1 protein-coding gene is annotated in these 972 nt (G+C 57.0%); it reads right to left on the reverse strand.

The genetic code is table 11. The annotated features are described in order from the left end of the window. Positions 1-905 (reverse strand): IS4 family transposase (locus tag ACF8R3_RS10640; protein WP_392515580.1); only part of this gene is annotated, 905 nt, incomplete at its 3' end. Positions 906-972 lie beyond the last annotated feature (67 nt).

Genomic DNA, 972 nt, shown 5'->3' on the forward strand with positions numbered 1-972 from the left:
GCCCCTGCACTGTAGTTCTCTGCCGGCAGCGAAGTAAGCAGTGACCTGATCTGGCCTTGGCTTTCATAGCTGACCTCACGTACTTCCCAATGCGTGGGCAGATCCGGATTTCGCTTGCGTGCCTGAGGCGAAACCTTCATCCGTACACGGCGATCATGTTTGCCATAGCGTTCGACTTCCTCCATCACCAGGTTCTTGCGAGCTGGCGTCAACCAGTGCCGATTGCTTCCTCCATCAGCCACGTTCAACAGTAGATCAGCCCCCCAAAAACCTTTGTCGAACAACGTGATTGAGTTGTCTGGAATCTGACCGAGGAAGGTTTCGGCCAAGCGCATCTCGCTACCGCGATAAGGGCTGAGCTGGGCGTCGAGAATTACGTGAGAGCGCACATTCATCAAGGCAACCAGACGCAGCATTGGGAAAGGCGTCTGGCGCTCGGTACCGGTATTGCCGGAGCCAAAATGTTCTCTCAACTCAGGTGAATCGGGAGTTCGCAGCAACGCACCATCCACAGCGAACACCTGCAACCCGTTCCAGTCGTCGCCTTCGTACCGTTCGCAACCCCATTGTTTGCCGGTCTGGCGAAACAACGATTCGACCGGGTCAGCACCCAGTCGCTTGCGCGCTGCAGTCACACCACTGCGTGCCAGCAGTTGATCGGAAGCCAGGCCCTGGGCACAGATGTTCAGACGCCTGGCCACCTCGTGGACAGGCTCGTCACGAAACAGGGCCATGCCCAGCACCAACCAAAGCACCTGCTCGCTCGGCAGACGTCGCCGCCGTATCGTGGCTTGGGCAGAGAGATTGAGCGCACTGGCGACCCATTCGACAGGAATGTTCTGAGTGAAGGTGCTGAGGTCGGAGAAGTTGAAGAGATCGCCGAGGTCGAGCAATTGCTGCTGAATGGGCATAAAAAATCCGATACCAGAGGGCTGGTATCGGATTCTCTAGAAACCCCGGCTTGGACTCAAA

This window comes from Pseudomonas sp. FYR_7 (assembly GCF_043106155.1).
Classification (GTDB): Bacteria; Pseudomonadota; Gammaproteobacteria; order Pseudomonadales; family Pseudomonadaceae; genus Aquipseudomonas; species Aquipseudomonas parafulva_B.